Annotated in this window: 14 protein-coding genes; 8 read left to right on the forward strand and 6 right to left on the reverse strand. The window is 71.4% G+C overall.

Annotation, left to right across the window (positions count from 1 at the left end; genetic code table 11):
* From HW578_RS11990 to HW578_RS12000, 3 genes are all read left to right on the forward strand, one after another.
* Positions 1-898: (2Fe-2S)-binding protein (locus HW578_RS11990; RefSeq protein WP_198370790.1), on the forward strand; the 898-nt coding region annotated here is incomplete at its 5' end.
* Positions 895-2,007, forward strand: coding sequence for an NAD(P)/FAD-dependent oxidoreductase (locus HW578_RS11995; RefSeq protein ID WP_198370791.1), 1,113 nt, complete (start codon positions 895-897; stop codon positions 2,005-2,007). The genes HW578_RS11990 and HW578_RS11995, both read left to right, overlap by 4 nt.
* Positions 2,004-2,918 carry a dihydrodipicolinate synthase family protein gene (locus tag HW578_RS12000; RefSeq protein ID WP_198370792.1) on the forward strand — a complete coding sequence of 305 codons (915 nt, stop codon included), beginning with the start codon at positions 2,004-2,006 and terminating at the stop codon, positions 2,916-2,918. Before HW578_RS11995 ends, HW578_RS12000 begins: the two co-directional genes overlap by 4 nt.
* Here HW578_RS12000 and HW578_RS12005 read toward each other — a convergent pair.
* The 4 genes from HW578_RS12005 to HW578_RS12020 are packed head-to-tail and all read right to left on the reverse strand — an operon-like array spanning position 2,899 to position 6,883.
* The gene (locus HW578_RS12005; protein ID WP_198370793.1) at positions 2,899-3,609 is read right to left on the reverse strand and encodes an amino acid ABC transporter permease; all 711 of its coding nucleotides are present in this window, start codon (positions 3,607-3,609) and stop codon (positions 2,899-2,901) included. The two genes, HW578_RS12000 and HW578_RS12005, sit on opposite strands and share 20 nt — an antisense overlap.
* A gap of 3 nt (positions 3,610-3,612) precedes the next feature.
* Positions 3,613-4,281, reverse strand: coding sequence for an amino acid ABC transporter permease (locus HW578_RS12010; protein WP_369407879.1), 669 nt, complete (start codon positions 4,279-4,281; stop codon positions 3,613-3,615).
* A 1-nt stretch (position 4,282) separates the two neighbouring features.
* Positions 4,283-5,104, reverse strand: coding sequence for a transporter substrate-binding domain-containing protein (locus HW578_RS12015; protein WP_198370794.1), 822 nt, complete (start codon positions 5,102-5,104; stop codon positions 4,283-4,285).
* 33 nt (positions 5,105-5,137) lie between these two features.
* Positions 5,138-6,883 (reverse strand): metallophosphoesterase family protein, encoded by a 1,746-nt coding sequence (locus tag HW578_RS12020; protein WP_198370795.1) that lies wholly within the window; start codon positions 6,881-6,883, stop codon positions 5,138-5,140.
* 64 nt (positions 6,884-6,947) lie between these two features.
* On the opposite strand from HW578_RS12020, the gene HW578_RS12025 reads away from it, so the two are divergent.
* The 5 genes from HW578_RS12025 to HW578_RS12045 all read left to right on the forward strand — a co-directional run bounded on the left by HW578_RS12025 (position 6,948) and on the right by HW578_RS12045 (position 14,802).
* Entirely contained in the window at positions 6,948-7,772 is an 825-nt protein-coding gene (locus HW578_RS12025; RefSeq protein WP_198370796.1) for a GGDEF domain-containing protein, read from the forward strand.
* A 137-nt stretch (positions 7,773-7,909) separates the two neighbouring features.
* The gene (locus HW578_RS12030) at positions 7,910-8,953 is read left to right on the forward strand and encodes an AbrB family transcriptional regulator (protein ID WP_198370797.1); all 1,044 of its coding nucleotides are present in this window, start codon (positions 7,910-7,912) and stop codon (positions 8,951-8,953) included.
* A 383-nt stretch (positions 8,954-9,336) separates the two neighbouring features.
* A complete protein-coding gene (gene pnp, locus HW578_RS12035; protein WP_198370798.1) occupies positions 9,337-11,565 on the forward strand; it encodes a polyribonucleotide nucleotidyltransferase in 2,229 nt (742 codons plus the stop codon).
* 89 nt (positions 11,566-11,654) lie between these two features.
* Complete coding sequence (locus HW578_RS12040) at positions 11,655-13,055, forward strand: NAD(P)H-dependent flavin oxidoreductase (protein ID WP_198370799.1); 1,401 nt, start codon at positions 11,655-11,657, stop codon at positions 13,053-13,055.
* A 10-nt stretch (positions 13,056-13,065) separates the two neighbouring features.
* Positions 13,066-14,802, forward strand: a complete 1,737-nt coding sequence (locus HW578_RS12045; protein WP_198370800.1) for an LIC_10190 family membrane protein — start codon at positions 13,066-13,068, stop codon at positions 14,800-14,802.
* Positions 14,803-15,043: 241 nt separating this feature from the next.
* Here the strand turns inward: HW578_RS12045 and trpS are convergent, their stop codons facing one another.
* A complete protein-coding gene (gene trpS / locus HW578_RS12050) occupies positions 15,044-16,045 on the reverse strand; it encodes a tryptophan--tRNA ligase (RefSeq protein ID WP_198370801.1) in 1,002 nt (333 codons plus the stop codon).
* 168 nt (positions 16,046-16,213) lie between these two features.
* Complete coding sequence (locus HW578_RS12055; protein ID WP_198370802.1) at positions 16,214-16,897, reverse strand: YggS family pyridoxal phosphate-dependent enzyme; 684 nt, start codon at positions 16,895-16,897, stop codon at positions 16,214-16,216.
* Between the last annotated feature and the right edge of the window lie 214 nt (positions 16,898-17,111).

Raw genomic sequence — 17,111 nt, forward strand, 5'->3', positions numbered from 1 at the left:
GCTCTACGCGGTGGCGGCGAAGGTGCTGGCGGGCGGCGGCGCCGTCGCGGCGGTGGTGGATGCGGCGACCACCGGCGAATGGCTGCGCGCGCTACCCGCCCTCGCGGCGCGTCCTGACCTGCTGGCGCAGGGTGTGAGGTGGCGTGCCAGGCTGCTCGCCGCGCGCGTGGCGGTGCTGCAGGGCGCGTCGGTTTCGGCGGCGGAGGGCGATGGCGTGCTGGCGCGCGTGCAGGTGGGCGATCGCGCCTTCGTCGCGGACGCGCTGTGCATCGGCCACGGCCTGGTACCCGCCACCGAGGCGGCCCGCACCTATCGCGCGCGCCACGCTCACCGGCCAGAAGATGGCGGCTGGGTGCCGGTGCTGGACGCGCAGCAGCGCACCAGCGTGCCCCTGCTCTATGCCGCGGGCGATGGCGCGGGCGTGCGCGGTGCGGCGGCGGCGCCGGCTTCCGGACGGGTGGCGGCGCGCGCGGCGTTGCAGGATCTCTGCCTCGCGTCTGCCGCGGAACCCGATGCCGCGCTGGAGCGGGCGCAGCGCGCCGGCGCGGCGATGGCGCGCATGATGGCGCTGCGGCCGACGCTGATCGAAGCGATCCCGTCCGATACGATCGTCTGCCGCTGCGAGGGCGTGACACGTTCCATGATCGACGTCGCGGCGGCCGATGGCGCGGCCACACTCAACCAGCTCAAGCACTTCACCCGCTGCGGCATGGGGCCCTGCCAGGGGCGCATGTGCGGGGAGGCCGCCGGTGCGCTGCTGGCCACCGCGCGCGGCGTGCCGGTGGCGGAGGTCGGCTTCGCCACCGGTCGCATCCCGCTGCGGCCCGTGCCGATGGAGGCGATACTCGGCGCCTTCGACTACGGTGACATTCCCGTGCCGGCGCCCGCCCCGATATGAGCGCATCCTTCGACGTGGCCGTGGTCGGCGCGGGCGTGATGGGGTGTTCCACCGCGCTGTTCCTTGCGCGCGGCGGGATGCGCGTGGCGCTGCTCGACCGCGGCGAGATCTGCCGCGAGGCCTCCGGCGTCAATGCCGGCACGCTGACCATGCAGATGACCCGGGCGGCGCTGATCCCCTATGCGCTACGCGCGCATGAGATGTGGCTGACCATGCCGCGCTGGTGCGCCGGCGGCGATGTGCTGGCCACCGCCTGCCCGGGCCTGTCCGTCGCCTTCACCGATGGCGAGGTGGCGATGCTGGAGGAACGCGCGCGTATCCGCCGCGCCGCCGGGGCGCCGATCGAACTGATCGATGGCTGCGCCGCGCAGGCGATCGAGCCTGGCCTGGCTGATGGCGTGAAGCTGGCAGGGCATTGCCCGATCGATGGCTTCACCTCCGCCTACCTCACCGGTCGCGCCTTCCGCCCCGCGCTGCTCGAAGTGGGCGTCGCGCTGATGGAGAACACGCCTGTGCGCGGCGTGGATGGGCGCTTCGCGCTCGAGACGCCGCCGGGCGTGGTGCGCGCCACGCGCCTGGTGCTGGCCGGCGGCGTCTGGCTGCAGGACATGGCGGCCTGGCTCGGCATCGACCTGCCGATCAAGGTGCTGGTGAACCAGCTGGTGGTGACCGAGCGCATGGCGCCGGTGATGCGCACCGTGCTGGGCGTGGCCTCGGGCCTGCTCAGCCTGAAGCAGTATGCCAATGGCAGCGTGCTGATCGGCGGCGGCTGGCAGGGCATCGGCGACCGCGCGCGCGGTGGCGTCGCGGTGCGGCCGGAGAACTTCCTCGGCAATGTGCGTCTTGCTGCCCATACCGTGCCGGCGCTGCGGGAGGCGCGGGTGCTGCGATCCTGGCTGGGGCTGGAAGCGGAGACGGCGGATGCGCTGCCCGCGATCGGCCCGATCCCCGGGATCGACGATGCCTGGATCATCGGCAGCGTACATTCCGGCTATACCAGCGGGCCCTATATGGGCCGCATCCTGGCGCAGGCGGTGCTCGGCGAGGCGCCGGACCTGCCGCTGTTTCCGATCGATCGCCTGCTGAACGCCCGGAGCAACGCAGCATGAAGTTCCACGGCATCTATCCCAGCACCGTGCTGCCGATGCGCGCGGATTTCTCGCCCGACTGGGAAGCCTATGCGGTGCACACCGCGCATTGCGTGATGCGCCCGGGCATTCGCGGCGTGCTGATCAACGGGCATGCCGGGGAGAACTACGTCATCTCCCGTGCCGAGAAAGCCCGCGCCGTGGAGGTCACGCGCGCCACCATCGATTCCTCGCGCCTGGTCGTTGCCGGCGTGAATGCGGAATCCTCGCTCGAGGCCGCCGAGGAAGCGAAGGACGCGCAGGCCGCGGGTGCGGACGCCATCATGGTGTTCCTGCCCAATGCCTTCGCGCTGGCGCACACCACCGCCATGGCCGTGCTGCACCACCGCATCATCGCCGATGCCGTGCCGGGCATGCCGATGTTCCTGTTCCAGGCGCATCACGCCGCCGGGCGCATGGGCTTCACGCCCGAGACCATGGCCGAGCTGCTGAAGATCGAGAGCGTCGTCGGCATCAAGGAAGGCGGGTGGGAGGTCGATGGCTACGACGCGCTGCGCCGCCAGGTGAGGCGCCTGCGCCCAGATGTCGCGGTTTGTGCCAGCGGCGACGAGCACCTGCTCGCCTGCATGGTGCATGGCAGCGACGGCTCGCTGGTATCGCTCGCGGACCTGATGCCGGACGAGATCGTCGCGCTCGATGCCGCGGTGCGCGCCAACGACCTGCCGGCGGCGCGCGCGCTGCACGAACGCCTGGAACCGCTGGCCGAGGCGATCTACGGGGCGCCCCCCGGCGGGCGCGCCACCGCGCGGCTGAAATGGTGCCTGCGCGAGATGGGCATCATCCCCGACGCGACGGTCCGCCCGCCGCAGCCGCCAGTGGATGACGCCGATACCGCCGCGCTGCGGGCCGCCCTCAAGGCGTCGGGATTGTAAGGACCGGTCGCGCCACCAGCCGCCGTTCCGCCGCCCGCGCCAGCGAGGCCAGCGCCCAGGAGACGCAGAAGTACAGCACCAGCGCCGTGCCATAGGTGATCATGGCGCTGAAGCCGCGCTGGGTGAGCATCTTGGCGGCGAAGGTGATCTCGATGAAGCCGATCTGCGAGACGAGGGAGGTCTCCTTCACCATCGACAGCACGTGCACGATGGAAGGCGGCAGGATCACCCGCCAGGATTGCGGCAGCACGATCCGCCGCAGCGCGCTCAGCGCCGGGATGTTCATGGTGAGCGCCGCCTCCCATTGCTGCGGGCGCACGCTCTCGTAGCCGGCGCGGACATTCTCGGCCGCGAGCGCGGACATGCGGATCGCCACCGCGGTGACGGCGATGGCCCAGAGCGGCGCCTCGATCTTCAGCGCCTGGCTCAGGAAAAAGACCAGTAGCAGCAGCACCAGGAAGGGGATGCGGCGGAAGGCCTCGACCCACAGGATCGCCCCCGCGCGCACCGGCGCGATCGGCATGACCTGCGGCAGCCGCAGCGTGGCGAGGCCGAAGCCGAGCGCATAGCCGATCGCGCAGCCCAGAACCGAGGCGACCAGCGTGTTCAGCACTGCCTGCCCGAGGAACAGCATATTCCACCAGGTGAAGAAGCGCGGCGCCTCGTTGGCCAGGATCTGCCACGCGGACATGGCTCAGAAGGCCCGTGCCTTGACGCGGAACAGCCACCGCCCCAACCCCCACAGCAGAATCGAGGCGATGATGGTCAGCGCGATGTAGATCAGCGCCGTCATGGAGAAGATCTCGACCGACCGGAAGGAGATGGCGTTGGCGTTCAGCGCGCGCCCGGTCAGTTCCTCCACGCCGAAGATGGCGGCCATCGACGTGCCCAGCGTCATGATGATGTAGTGGTTTGACAGCGCCGGATACAGCGTGCGCACCACATGCGGCGCGATCACGTACCAGACGGTCTGCGCACGCGACAAGCCTAGCGTCTCTGCCGCATCCAGCTCCGCTTGCGGCACCGAGGCGAAGCCAGCGCGCTCGATCTCGGTGAGATAGGCGCCGGCGTTCAGCGTCATGCCGATCAGCACCGCGGCGATGGGCGACAGGATCACGCCGAATTCCGGCAGCGCGAAGAACAGGAAGAAGATCTGCACGAGCTGGGGCGTGTAGGTGAAGAAGCGCACGTACATAACCACCGGCACGCGCGCCCAGCGCGACCCCTGCGTCAGCACGGCAGCGCCTACCAGCCCGATCAGCAGCCCGCCGGCGAAGGCGACCAGGGCGATCCACAGCGCCATGCCCGCGCCCAGCAGCAGGTCGGGCAGGTAGTGCAGGACCTGCCCGTACTGGAGCGTCACGTCAGAACATCGGGTTGAACGGGATGGGCGTGGTCATCGGCACGCCGAACCACTTCTCCCAGGTGGTGTTCACGAAGCCCGACCGATGCATCTCGAACAGCACCACGTTCAGCACGTCGCGCAGCGCGGTGTTGCCCTTCTGCACGCCGATGCCGACCCAGAAGCTCGCCAGCACCTGGTCCAGGATCTTCCACTGCACGCCCTGGAAGTTGCGCATCGGGATGACGACCGATTCCGCTACGTCCACCATGGCGTCCGCGCGCCCCTGCGCGAGGGCGCGGAAGCAGTCCGGATAGTTGTCGAGCAGCGTCACCTGCGCCTGCGCGGCATTGGCCTGGATCCAGGGCACGCCCACCGTGCCGCGCACCTGCACCAGGCGCACCGCGCGGTTGTTGAGGTCGGCCGGGGCGTTGATTGGCACCGCCGTGCCGCTCGCCTTGGTCAGCACCACCATGGATTGCGTGTGCAGCGGCTGGGTGTAGTCGATCACCAGCGCACGCTCGACGGTGCGGGTGATGGCACCCAGCACGATGTCGATGCGGTCGGCCTGCAGGAAGGGGATGCGGTCGGGGCTGCCGACCTGCACGATCTCGAGCTCGATGTTCATCCGCCGCGCGATCTCGCGCGCGATGTCGGCGTCGAAGCCGTCGATCTGGTTGCGGTCGTTGAAGGTGCCGAAGGGTGGTAGGGTCGGGTTGATGCCCGCGCGCAGCCTACGGCTGGACAGCACCTGGTCGAGCGGCCGCGCACCGGCGGGCAGCGCGGCGCCGGCCCCGAGCGCGGCGGCCAGGGCGAGCATGGAACGGCGGTCGGTGGTGTGCATCGTGTTCTCCTGCGGGAAGCCTTGCCGCAAAGGCTATGGGGCAGGCGGCGTCGCGGCAAGGGACGCGTCCGGCACGCGGATGCGCCGCGGTTCCAGCATCGCCAGCCCGGCATCCGTCGTCGGCGCCAGGGCGTGGATCCAGAAATGCGCCTCTGCCCGGTCGGGCGCGCCCATCACCACCGATGGCGCGGAGACGATGCGCAGCGCGCCGCTCCGCCCCATCCAGTCGAAATGCCGGTGGCCATGCAGCACCAGCACGCGCGAAGCCACGCGCCGCAACCGGCCCAGAACCCAGTGCCCGTTGACCAGCGCGGTGCCGATCCGGTCGGCGAGCGGCGCGCCCGGGCGCGGGTACTCCATCAGGTGGTGGTGCAGCGCGACCAGCCAGCGCGCGGCGGGGAACTGCGCCATTGCCGCCTCCGCCGCGCGCATCTGGTCCATGCCGACCAGGCCGAGCGCATTGGTGAAGGAGAAATGCGTCTCAGCATTCGAATCGAGCAGCAGCACGCCGAGCCCGTCCGGCGCTGGCGGCGGCACCACCATCGGCCAGGCCTGATTCCAGACGTCGCGCGCCGCGAGCCCGGCGCGGATGCCGCCCCCGTCCATGAAGCGGGCCAGCGCCGCACCTCGGCCATCCGCCGCCAGCCAGTCGTTCAGCGTAGGCCCCACTCGCCGCCTGGTGCGGTCCATGACATGCACGCGCTGCCCCTGCAGCCGCGCGGTCGCCGCGAGGAAACGCAGCCGCCGCAGCGACCCGCCCGGCGTGATCGGCAGTTCGAGCCGCGCGGGATTGGCCCGGTCCACGATGTTCACGTCGTGGTTGCCGGGGATGACCAGCAGGCGCTCGCGCAGCGCAGGGTGGCGCGCGGCGATCTCGTCGAAGGCGATGTACTCGGCATTGCGTCCGGCATCGGTCACGTCGCCGGTCACCAGCACCCAGTCGAGGTGCGCGCGGGCGTCCTCGGCTTCCAGCGCCGCCAGCGCGGCATCGACGCGGGCGTTGCCGCGCGGCCCGTCGCGCCCGCATTCCAGGCGGAAGCCGTAGGGGTCGCCGACCACATGGATGTCCGACAGGTGCGCGATACGCCAGGCGGCGTCGCCCGGCACGATCGCGTCGTCGATCTCCCGTGGCGACCCAGCCAGTGCCTCAGCCACCGACCAGGCCGGCGCGCCGATCATCAGGTAGACCGCCACCGCCCAGATGCCGTTGTCGAGAGAATCGCGGGCGGCCCGCAGCAGGCCGCTAGGCGAGAGGTCCTCGATGATCACCGTCGGCAGCGGCCCCGCCGCCAGCGCGACCATCGCCGCGCCCAGCGCTAGCACGCCGCCCGCGACCAGCCCGGCCAGGCGGCGCGCCGCGGCGAAGTCCCGCGTCGGCGCCACGCGTTCCAGCACCAAGCCGACCAGTTCGCGCACCGCCATGTACAGCGGCTGCACCAGCGCGGCGTTGAGCGCCCAGAAGTTGCGCTCGGTCGCGCGCAGCAGGCGCCCGCCCCAGCGCCACAGGATTCCCGCCGCGACCAGCAGGACGAACGCCACGCTCGCCCAGCGCCCGGCGTCGGAGACCCGCGCCCAGACCGCCTCGGCGAACCACAGCGCGACCTTGGGCGCCGCGCCGATCAGCACAGCCGGCACCACCAGCAGCAGCAGCGCGGCCAGGGCCAACTTCGGCAGGCTGATCTCGAGCAGGATGTGGGACGCATGGCCCAGCAGCGAATGGCGCGAGGTGCTCGAGGCATCGTCCTCGAGATCCCCGTCGCGCGGGTCGGCGAAGGCCATCGGCATCCTTCCATTAAGGGCGGCGTGGCAGTCTAGGGTGCGATCGCGCCAACGGACCAGGAACGTGACGACAGAAGCCTACATCCATCTTGGGCTGCGCAGTGTCACCGCCTTGCTGGCGCTCGCGGCCGTGGCGTTCGGCGTGCTGCGCGCGCTCACCAAGCGCGGTGACTGGTTCCGGCGCCTGAAGCGGCTGATCGGCGCACTGGTCCTGCTGGGCATTGCCTGGCTGGCGCTGCACGACGTCCTGGCCACGATCGAGCGCGGCACCGCGCTGGAGACGAGCATCGAATCCTGGGTCTGGGTCGCGGTCGATGCGCTGCTGCCGGTCTTCTTCCTGTTGCTGATCGAAGGATGGCGGCGGCGCGATGCGCTGGAAGCCCGCCTGGCGGAACAATCGGAGACCGACCCGTTGACCGGCCTGCCCAATCGCCGTGGCTTCTCGGCGCTGGCGGGCGCGGCGCTGGCGGCGGTGCGGCGCCATGGCGAACCCTGCGTGGTGGTCGCGCTCGACCTCGACCGCTTCAAGGCGATCAACGACGGGCACGGCCATGCGGCTGGGGATGTGGTGCTGCGCGGCGTGGCGGCGGCGATCCGCGCCTCGGTGCGCGGCCGCGACGTGGCGGGGCGCCTCGGGGGAGAGGAATTCGCGCTGCTGCTGCCGGGCGATGACGTGGCCGACGCGGTCTCGGTCGCCGAGCGCCTGCGTGCCCTGGTGCGCGCCACCGTGCCGCACCCGGCCGGCGGGGATGCGGCGGTGACGCTGAGCGCAGGCGTGGCGGTGGTGGGCGCCGCGCCGGCGGGGATTGATGCGGCACTGGCGGCGGCCGACCGTGCGCTCTACGAAGCCAAGCGGCAGGGGCGTGACCGCGTGCTGGTGGCCGGCTGACCGGCCCGGCACGGGCTGGAACGAAACCTGCTAACTACTGCGGCCGGTCGCGCGGCGGCGGGGCACCGCATCGCCGTGGCGCAGTGAATGGAGCGGGGTCGCATTCCTTCCTTCGGACAGCGCAACGGCTGGGCGCCATGACCGTGCCGCGCATCCTGCGCCTGCTGCTGGGGGGTGCAATCGGCGGGCTGGGCGGGGCGGGCTTCGCCGCGCTGCACCTGCCGCTGCCCTGGCTGATCGGCTCGCTCGTGGCGGTGGCCGCGGCCCGGCTGCTGGGCGCGCCGGCCGAGGCGGACCCGAGGCTGCGCAACGGCTTCCTCGGCGTCATCGGGATTGCGCTCGGTACCTATTTCACGCCTGCGACGGCGGCGCTGCTGGTCTCCCAGGCCGGGCTGCTGCTGCTGGCGGCCTTCATCACGCTCGCGATCGGCGCGGCGCTGGCGCCGCTGCTGGCGCGCCGCGGCAAGGTAGATATGGCGACGGCCTGGTTCGCCTCCATTCCGGGCGGCGTCGCGGACATGGCGATGCTGGCGGAATCCTACGGTGGGCGGCCGCCGCCGGTGGCGCTGGCGCAGCTGCTGCGGGTCTGCTCGGTCGTGGTGCTCGTGCCCAACCTGTTCGCCCTGGCGGGGCTGCGGGGGGATGTGCCGCAGGCCTCGGCGGTGCTTGCCTTCGCGCCGGGCATCCTGGCGCTGCAGGTGGCGGGGGGCCTCGTGGCTGGCTGGGCGCTGGTGCGCCTCGGCGTGCGGGCGGGGTGGATGCTGGGGCCGCTGTCGGTCACGGCGGCGCTCACGGCCTCGGGTTTCGTGCTCTCGGGCGTGCCACCCTGGCTGTCGGCGCTGGCGCAGGTGGTGCTCGGCGCCAGCCTGGGCGCGGCCTTCGGGCGGGAGACCATCCGCCCGCTGCGCCGCTTCCTGCCGCATGCGGTGATGCAGGTGGTGCTGCTGATGGCGGCCTGCGCGGTGGCCGGGGCGCTACTGGCTTGGGCCTTCGGCGCGCCGGTTGGGGCCATGCTGCTCGGCACCGCGCCGGGCGGGGTCGCGGAAATGAGCCTGACCGGCAAGGTGCTGGGCATGGACGTGGCGCTGATCGTGACGCTGCACGTCACGCGCATATTCCTCGTGACCGTGCTGACCCCGCCGGCCTTCCGGTGGCTGCACGGGCGGCGCGCGGGGGGCTGAGCCGCCGCCCGGGAGTTTCCGGTGGTGTTTTCCCCCGATTCGCGCCATAGGACCCTCCGGAAGCGACCGGCCGGCGGCCGGGGCGCGCCGACCGCCGCGACCGCGGCGGGCTGACAGTGCTGCCGTGGGACCCTTGATCGGACCGGCGCGGCGCCTCCGGCCACATGGGCGGCCTTCCCGTCGCGCACCCCGCGATGGGCCCACCCCATGCCGCCCGAGACGCCGACCACACCGGCCCTGGTCCTGGACCCGCGGTGTCTGTCCCGCCCTCCGTGTCGCTCCCGGGGCCATGCCTGGCCCCTTCCGCCGTGCCGCCGCCCGCGCAAGGACGGGCGGGCACGGACCGCGTGGCGCATCCGGCGCCGCGCCCGAGAGGACGACCGATGTTCGACAAGTACTTCCGCAAGGAAATCGCCTGGGGCGGCAAGACCCTGGTGCTGGAAACCGGCAAGATCGCCCGCCAGGCCGACGGCGCCGTGCTGGCCCGCCTGGGCGACACCATCGTGCTGTGCACCGCCGTCGGCGCGCGCAGCGTGAAGCCGGGGCAGGACTTCTTCCCGCTGACCGTGAACTACCAGGAGAAGGCCTTCGCCGCCGGAAAGATCCCGGGCGGCTTCTTCAAGCGCGAGGGCCGTCCGTCCGAATTCGAGACGCTGACCTCCCGCCTGATCGACCGGCCGATCCGCCCACTGTTTCCGGACGGGTTCCGCAACGAGGTGCAGGTGGTGGCCACCGTGCTGTCGCATGACCTCGAGAACGAGGCCGACATCGTGGCGATGGTCGGCTGCTCCGCCGCGCTGACGCTCTCGGGCATCCCCTTCTTCGGCCCGATCGCCGGCGCGCGCGTGGGCTATATCAACGGCCAGTACGTGCTGAACCCGACCGCCGAGGAGCGGAAGTCGAGCGTGCTCGACCTCGTGCTCGCGGGCACCGCCGAGGGCGTGCTGATGGTGGAATCCGAGGCGAGCGAGCTGACCGAGGAAGTCATGCTCGGCGCCGTGGAGTTCGGCCACAAGTCCTTCCAGCCGGTGATCCAGGCGATCATCGAGCTCGCCGAGGTCGCGGCGAAGGAGCCCTGGGCGCTGCCCGAGGAGAGCGACGCGACCAAGGCCCTGAAGGCGCGCATCGCCGAGCTCGGCCGCGCCGACATGGCGGTCGCCTACACCGAGACGCAGAAGCTGCTCCGCCAGGAGAAGGTCGGCGCGGTGAAGAAGGCCGTGGTCGCGGCGCTGGAAGCCGAAGGCGCGGACGTCGCCGCGGCGAAGGGGCTCCTGAAGGAGCTCGAGGCCGACGTCGTACGCAACAACATCCTCGACACCGGCAAGCGCATCGACGGGCGCGACACGCGCACCGTGCGCCCGATCGTGGCCGAGGTGGGCGTGCTGCCGCGCGCGCACGGCTCCGCGCTGTTCACCCGTGGCGAGACGCAGGCGCTGTGCGTCGCGACGCTGGGCACCGGGCAGGACGAGCAGATCATCGACGCCCTCGCGGGCGAGTACCGCGAGGACTTCATGCTGCACTACAACTTCCCCCCCTACTCGGTGAACGAGACGGGCCGCATGGGCTCCCCGGGCCGGCGTGAAGTGGGCCATGGCAAGCTCGCCTGGCGCGCGATCCACCCGCTGCTGCCGGAGAAGGAGAAGTTCCCCTACACCATCCGCGTGGTCTCCGAGATCACGGAGAGCAATGGCTCGTCGTCCATGGCGACGGTCTGCGGCACCTCGCTGTCGATGATGGATGCGGGCGTGCCGCTGAAGCGCCCCTGCGCCGGCATCGCCATGGGCCTGATCAAGGAAGACCGCGGCTTTGCCGTGCTGTCCGACATCCTGGGCGACGAGGACCACCTCGGCGACATGGACTTCAAGGTGGCCGGCACGGATGTGGGCATCACCAGCCTGCAGATGGACATCAAGATCACGTCCATCACCTTCGAGATCATGAAGATCGCCCTCGACCAGGCGCGCGACGGGCGCCTGCACATCCTGGGCGAGATGGCCAAGGGCCTTTCGGGCAACCGCTCGGACGTGGCGGCCACCGCCCCGCGTATCACCGTGATCAACGTGCCCAAGGACAAGATCCGCGACGTGATCGGCTCCGGCGGCAAGGTGATCCGCGAGATCACCGAGCAGACCGGCACGAAGATCGACATCGAGGATGACGGCACGATCAAGGTGGCGGCCACCAGCATCGAGGCCGCACAGCGCGCCATCGACTGGATCCGCGGTATCGTGGCCGAGCCCGAGGTCGGCGTGATCTACAACGGGAAGGTCGTGAAGACCGCCGAATTCGGCGCCTTCGTGAACTTCCTCGGCGCCAAGGACGGGCTCGTGCACATCAGCGAGCTGTCGCAGGAGCGCGTCAACAAGACCACCGACATCGTCAAGGAAGGCGACCAGGTGAAGGTCAAGGTCCTCGGCTTCGACGACCGCGGCAAGGTGAAGCTGTCCATGCGCGTGGTGGACCAGGCCACGGGCGCGGACATCAGCGACCAGGTCGGTGCGAAGCGTCCGCGTGAGGATGGCGACCGCCCGGACCGCGGCGAGCGCCGCGACCGTGGCGACCGTGGCGACCGCGGCCCGCGCCGTGACCGCGGCGGCGAAGCGGCGGACTGACACGATCGGCCGAACCGGGCCGGGGCCCCTGTCAGGGGCCCCGGCCCGTGCCATATTGCGGTCATGATATTCTGGGGGAGCGCCTTTCGTTGAAGGCCATCAATGCAATCCGCATGGGCGGCGTGGACGTGCTGCCGCTGGTGGAAGGCGGCAAGGGTGTCGCCGTGTCCAACGGCATGTCCTGCGGGGCCTGGGCGGCCTCTGGCGGGGTCGGCACCTTCTCGGCCGTCAATGCCGATTCCTACGACGCGGACGGCAACCCGATCCCGCAGGTCTACCACGGCAAGACGCGCCGCGACCGGCACGAGGAGCTGGTCCGCTACGCGATCGACGGCGCCATCGCGCAGGCGAAACGTGCCTGGGACATGGCCGGCGGCAAGGGGCGCATCCACGCCAATATCCTGTGGGAGATGGGCGGTGCCGAGCGTGTCGCGCGCGGCATGCTGGACGGGGCGAAGGGGCTGATCCACGGCATCACCTGCGGTGCCGGCATGCCCTATCGCCTGGCCGACATCGCGCGCGACTACGGCGTCCACTACTACCCGATCGTCTCCTCGGCGCGCGCCTTCAACGCGCTGTGGAAGCGCGCCTATTCCAAGACGCGCGAATGGCTCGGCGGCGTGGTCTACGAGGATCCCTGGCTGGCCGGCGGCCATAACGGCCTGTCGAACAGCGAGGACCCGAAGAAGCCCGAGGCGCCCTACGCCCGCGTGCTGAAGCTGCGCCAGCAGATGCGCGAATTCGGCCTGGACGACACGCCCATCATCATGGCCGGCGGCGTCTGGTGGCTCGAGGAATGGGAGGACTGGATCGACAACCCGGAGCTCGGGCCTGTCGCCTTCCAGTTCGGCACCCGCCCGCTGCTGACCCAGGAAAGCCCGATCCCGGAGGCCTGGAAGCAGCGGCTGCTGACGCTGAAGCCCGGCGACGTGCTGCTGCAGCCCTTCTCGCCGACCGGCTTCTACTCCTCCGCCGTGCGCAACGCCTTCCTGCAGGAGCTGGAGGAGCGCAACGAGCGCCAGGTCGCCTTCACCCTCGAGCCGGTGGGCGACCACATGGCGGAATACGGCGTGGGCCCGCGTAAGCGGAAGGTGTTCCTGGTCCCGCACGACCTCGCGCGCGTCTCGCATTGGGAGGCCGAAGGCTTCACCGAGGCGATGCGCACGCCGGACAACACCCTCATCTTCGTGACGCCCGCCAAGGCGCAGGAGATCGTGAAGGACCAGGTGGACTGCATGGGCTGCCTCTCCCATTGCCGGTTCAGCAACTGGGCGCAGACCGAACCCGACTTCAGCACCGGCAAGAAGGCCGACCCCCGTAGCTTCTGCATCCAGAAGACGCTGCAGGACGTGGCGCATGACCGCGGCATGGAGAACAACCTGATGTTCGCCGGCCACAACGCCTATCGCTTCGCGCAGGACCCGTTCTACTCGAACGGCTTTGTGCCGTCCGTGAAGCAGCTGGTGGAACGCATCCAGACCGGGCGCTGAGCGGCCCGCCGTGATCCTCGTCGCCGGCGTGATCGGCGCCGGCCTCGCGGTCAGTATCGGCTGGGGCGTGCTGGCGGCGGCGCTTCTCGCCCGCCTTCGCGGCCGGGTCGCGCCGCTCGACCTCGGCGAGCTCGGGGTGCTGGGCCTGGCGCTGGCCGCACCGGTCGGCATCGTTGCCCACGCCTTGGTCCCGCTCTCGGCGGTGGTGACGGGAAGCGCCGCGCTGGCGGGCCTTGCCGCCTTCGCATGGCACCTTCCCGTGGCATGGCGCAGGCACCGCGCCGCCAGCGGCCCGGTTGCGCTGCCGGCGGCGTTGTTCGCGGGGCTGCTGCTGTGGGCAGCCCGCCATGCCTATCGCAGCGCCGCCTTCCACTACGACACGGGGCTCTACCACCTCCAGGTGGTCCGCCAGGCGATGGAGTTTCCGGCCATCCTCGGCATCGCCAACATCCACGAGCGCTTCGGCTACAATTCGTCCTGGCCGTTCGTCTCCGCCATGCAGTCCCTCAGTGGGCAGGGGCTTGCGGGTGCCTTCGCGGTCAATGCCGTGCTGCTGGTGCTGGTGGCATGGACGCTCGCCTGGCGCGGCTGGGAGGCGCGCGGCGCCGCGGCGCCGGTCACCGCCTTCTCGCTCAGCGCCTGCGCGGTGCTGCTGGTTCCGGCCTTCGGCGTGCCCGCGCTGCTCGGCAACCCGAATACCGACCTGCCGGTCATCCTTCTGGTGCTGCTGGCGATGCAGATCTGCCTCCGGCTGGTTCTGACCGCGGCGCCCCACCTGCTGGCGCTCCTGGCCGTCGTGGTCGCCCTCGCGGTGACGGTGAAGCTGGCGGCGCTGCCGCTTGTCCTGCTTTTGCTGCCGGCGGCCTTCGCACTGTGGCGCGGCGGCAGCCTCGGGGCGCGGGATGCCCTGGCCGGCGCCGGCGCTGCCTTTGCCATCGGCCTGCCTGCGCTGCTGCGGGGCGTCGCCACCTCGGGCTGCCTGGCCTATCCGCATCCCGGCACCTGCCTACCGCTGCCCTGGCGCGTGGAGGATGCGGTGGCCCGGTTGGACATGGCCTGGGTGCAGGCCTGGGCGAGGCAACCGAACACGCCGCCGGACCTAGTGCCGGCAGGCTGGTCCTGGGTGCCCGGCTGGCTCGACGCCGCACGGTCCGAACCGGCAGGCCAGGCCGTGTTCGTGCTGGCCGTACTGGCGGCACTGGCGGGTGTTGCCGCCCTGGCCGTGCGGCCGGCGCCGGCGCGGCAGGCGCCGCAACGCGCCGCGATCGCCATGATGTTCGCGGCCTCGGTCGGCGGGATCGCCTTCTGGTTCACCTCGGCGCCGCTGCTCCGCTACGGCATGGCATGGCTGGTGTTGCCGTCCCTGTTGGCGCTGGCGCTCGCGCTGCCCGTCCTGCTGCGCCGCCTGTCCGCGACGGCGCAAGGGGCGGCGTCGGGGGCGGGCATGTCCGCCGCAGCGGCCGCGCTCGGCGGTGGCGCGCGGCTGCCGGCGATTGCCGCGGGCCTCCTTGCCTGGATCCTGCTGGTGGTCGCGCCGACGCCGCGCCAGCTCGCCGCCACGGACTATCCGCGCCTGCCGGCCGTTGCGGTGGCGGCGAGCGACCCGGTCGGCGACCTGCCGCTGTACCGCCCGGCCCATGGCCAGCAATGCTGGGACGCGCCGCGCATCTGCGCCCCGGCGCCGCCGGGAGGCCTGCGGATGGCGCGCGACCTCGGCCTCCGCTCGCTGCGCCCGGCGGGTCGTTAGACCAATTCCCGATCAGGTGGATTCACGTGATCGGGTGAAGATACTCGCCAAAACAACAGGCCAGAGGCGTCGTCGCGAGCCGAGGCGAGCGGATGCGGCCCTAGACCAGGCTCCAACCGGGCGGAACCCTCGGGCCGGGCGTCCGGCTCCTCAGAAGGTGCGATCCGGAGCGGCCCATGTCCGGCTGGCGGAACCGCGCAGCCGTTCTGCCGGACCGGATGCGATCCCGGATTTCGGCGCCTCAGCGCGCCGGCAGGAAGCCCACGATCTCCCGCGCCTTCGCGCAGATTGGCTCGGCGATCGCGCGCGCGCGCTCCGCCCCCACATGCAACGCGGCATCCAATGCGCCCGGATCGTCCAGCAGGCGCTTCATCTCGGCCGCGATCGGCTGCAGATGCGCCACCAGCGCATCGGCCAGCGTGGACTTGAAGGCGCCGAAGCCCTGCCCGCCATGCTCGCGCAGCACGTTCTCGGGCAGCGTGTCGGTGATGGCGGCCAGGATGCCGACCAGGTTGCGCGCCTCCGGCCGGTTCTCGAGGCCCGCCATGTGGTCGGGCAGCGGCTCGGGGTCGGTCTTGGCGCGGCGGATCTTCATCGCGATCGTGTCGGCGTCGTCGGTCAGGTTGATGCGCGACTGGTCGGACGGGTCGGACTTCGACATCTTCTTCGTCCCGTCGCGCAGCGACATCACGCGCGCGGCGACACCCTGGATCAGCGGCTCGATGGTGGGGAAGAACTCCACGCCGTAGTCGTGGTTGAACTTCTGCGCGATGTCGTTGGCGAGCTCCAGGTGCTGCTTCTGGTCGTCGCCGACCGGCACCTTCGTCGCGTGATAGGCCATGATGTCCGCCGCCATCAGGTTCGGATAGACGTACAGCCCGGCGGAGGACGCCTCCTGGTTCTTGCCGGCCTTGTCCTTGAACTGCGTCATGCGGTTCAGCCAGCCCAACCGCGCGACGCAGTTGAAGATCCAGGCGAGCTCGGCATGCGCGCGCACATGTGACTGCACGAACAGGATGCAGCGCTTCGGGTCGAGCCCGCAGGCGATGAGCGCCGCCGCCATCTCGCGCGTCTGGCGCAGCAATTCCTTCGGGTCCTGCCAGACCGTGATGGCATGCAGGTCCACCACGCAGTAGATGGCCTCCGCATGGTCCTGCAGGGGCACCCAGTTGCGGATGGCGCCGAGATAGTTGCCGAGGGTCGGAACGCCCGAGGGCTGGATGCCGGAGAAGACGCGGGTCATGGAGGGCCTTGGCTGGTCGGGACCGGGCGGTGAATCCCGCGCCCGCCGCGGTGCGTCAAGGCCGCCGGGAGAACCACAGGCGCGACCCCTGCGATGGCCTGTCGCCCCGGGTGCCCGCCATCGCCGGCCGCCCCCGCCTTCGCGCGGCGTGCGGCCCGGGCGGGCACCTCAGCCCGGCGCAGGCGGCCGCGCCCCGAAAATCGCGCTGCCCACGCGCACCAGCGTCGCGCCCTCGGCGATCGCCGCCTCGAAATCCGCGCTCATGCCCATCGAGACCTCACGCAGCCCGTGCTTCGCCGCGAGATTGGCCAGATACGCGAAATGCGGCCGCGGGTCCTCGTCCACCGGTGGGATGCACATCAGCCCGGTCACCGGCAGGCCATGCTCCTCGCGCGCGGCGCGGATGAAGGCGTCGGCGTCTGCGCGCGCCACGCCGGATTTCTGCGGCTCCTCGCCGGTGTTCACCTGCACCAGGCAGTCGGGGCGGCGGCCTTCCTTCGCCATGGCCTCGGCGATGGCGGCGGCGAGCTTCGGGCGGTCGATGGTCTCGATCACGTCGGCGACGCGCACCGCGTCGCGGGCCTTGTTGGTCTGGAGCCCGCCGATGATGTGCAGGCGCATGGTCGGATGCGCGGCGCGCAGCGGCGGGAACTTCTCCGCTGCCTCCTGCACGCGGTTCTCGCCGAACACCTGCTGCCCGGCGGCCAGGGCGTCGAGCACGGCCTGCTGCGGATGGGTCTTGGAGACGGCGACCAGCGTCACGCTGCCGGCGGGGCGGTTCGCGCGGGCGCAGGCCTCGGCGATCCGGGCGCGGATGGCGGCGAGCGCGGCGGCGATGGCGGTGTCGGACATGCTGGCGAATCCCTCCTGCATCCGGCGCCGGGCCGGGCGGCGCCCGTCCTTGCCCGACCCGCCGGCGCGAGGCTAGAGCCCCCCGGGGCAGAGAGGAATTGCCGCGCGGCTCCACCCCCGCCCGAGGCGGGCCGCTTCGGAAGGGATGCCCGCCGGAACGGGGCGCCCGGCATGCGGGGCGTCCGCCCGGCGCCCGGGAGCATCCGCCGCGGCG

The organism is Roseomonas rosulenta, from assembly GCF_016106005.1.
Classification (GTDB): Bacteria; Pseudomonadota; Alphaproteobacteria; order Acetobacterales; family Acetobacteraceae; genus Neoroseomonas; species Neoroseomonas rosulenta.

Bases quoted from the DNA above. Each gene is read 5' to 3' on its own strand.
- HW578_RS11995 (WP_198370791.1), top strand. From the start codon at position 895: ATGAGCGCATCCTTCGACGTGGCCGTGGTCGGCGCGGGCGTGATGGGG.
- HW578_RS12000 (WP_198370792.1), top strand. From the start codon at position 2,004: ATGAAGTTCCACGGCATCTATCCCAGCACCGTGCTGCCGATGCGCGCG.
- HW578_RS12005 (WP_198370793.1), bottom strand. From the start codon at position 3,609: ATGTCCGCGTGGCAGATCCTGGCCAACGAGGCGCCGCGCTTCTTCACC.
- HW578_RS12015 (WP_198370794.1), bottom strand. From the start codon at position 5,104: ATGCACACCACCGACCGCCGTTCCATGCTCGCCCTGGCCGCCGCGCTC.
- HW578_RS12020 (WP_198370795.1), bottom strand. From the start codon at position 6,883: ATGGCCTTCGCCGACCCGCGCGACGGGGATCTCGAGGACGATGCCTCG.
- HW578_RS12030 (WP_198370797.1), top strand. From the start codon at position 7,910: ATGACCGTGCCGCGCATCCTGCGCCTGCTGCTGGGGGGTGCAATCGGC.
- pnp (WP_198370798.1), top strand. From the start codon at position 9,337: ATGTTCGACAAGTACTTCCGCAAGGAAATCGCCTGGGGCGGCAAGACC.
- trpS (WP_198370801.1), bottom strand. From the start codon at position 16,045: ATGACCCGCGTCTTCTCCGGCATCCAGCCCTCGGGCGTTCCGACCCTC.
- HW578_RS12055 (WP_198370802.1), bottom strand. From the start codon at position 16,897: ATGTCCGACACCGCCATCGCCGCCGCGCTCGCCGCCATCCGCGCCCGG.